General features: G+C 64.1%; 1 pseudogene. It reads right to left on the bottom strand.

Features of this window, described 5'->3' with window-relative positions:
* Positions 1 to 383 (bottom strand): annotated as a pseudogene (locus tag G6R25_RS24215) (hypothetical protein); the annotation flags it as partial.
* Between the last annotated feature and the right edge of the window lie 588 nt (positions 384 to 971).

Raw genomic sequence — 971 nt, 5'->3', positions numbered from 1 at the left:
GCTTGCGCGGGCGAAGCCGTGAAGAATGGATCAAGTTCGGGGTGCGCAGGCCAGGCGACGAGTCCGGCGTGGTGGATGAGCTGATCGACGGCGGTGTTGTAGGCGTCGGCTGCTCGGCGTAGCGGCGGGGGTTCGTGGTGGCAGTCGGTGAGTTCGGCGGTGCCGATGCGCAGGATCCGGTTATGGACGCGGGTGAGGAACAGGGCGTGTCGCTGGCCGGTCGGGATGATCTGGTAGCGGTGGGTTCCGGGGATGCGTTCGATCAGGCCGTGGAGGCGGAGTCGGCGCAGGTCGTAGACGTTCAGGTACATCCTGTCGATGCACTCCACCTCGAAGGCGACGTGACGGGCCAGGACATCAGCGACCGAGCGGGGTAGCGTCATCATCAGCTCCGGTCCGGGACGGTCGGGCCACGACCCACCGCCGTCGATCAGCGCGGCACCACAGGCGGGTTCATCGTCAACCCGTCACACCACCCGACCGGAACCCAAGAACACAACAAGACCACAGACACATGCTCGTCGGGCTGGGGCGAAGCCCCGTTAGTACTACAGCCGTACTAGTACTACAGCCGCACTAGAGCGCGCATCTACTTGTGATCAATGGATGGTGCGCGGGAGGCACCGTGGCTGGCGCCTGCCTTGGTTGCGTCGGCAATTGCAGGAGGTTGATGACGGTTCCCGCCGCTTGAACGGACATTAACCTCCTGCATCTGCTGGCCGCGGTGTGACCGGGACCGCCACGGACCGATCTTCGCATCTGTGCGTGATCGGTGGGGTACGGGAATGCTTCAGCCCGAGCCTCAACCCTGGTGATCAGGGTGTTCTGTGGAGCCGCGCCGTGCCGTTGGACGCAAGCCCGGCGTGACGACGACCCCAACTTCCATGATCACGATGTGTTCCCACGTCCATGCCTCGACGGGCCCGGATCACGTGGCGCTAGCAAGCTGTCTGATCACAATCGGATACACA

This window comes from Candidatus Frankia alpina, from assembly GCF_902806485.1.
Taxonomy (GTDB): Bacteria; Actinomycetota; Actinomycetes; order Frankiales; family Frankiaceae; genus Frankia; species Frankia alpina.
Note: the sequence above shows the minus strand (reverse complement) of the source record. Positions and strands in the feature narration are given on the sequence as shown.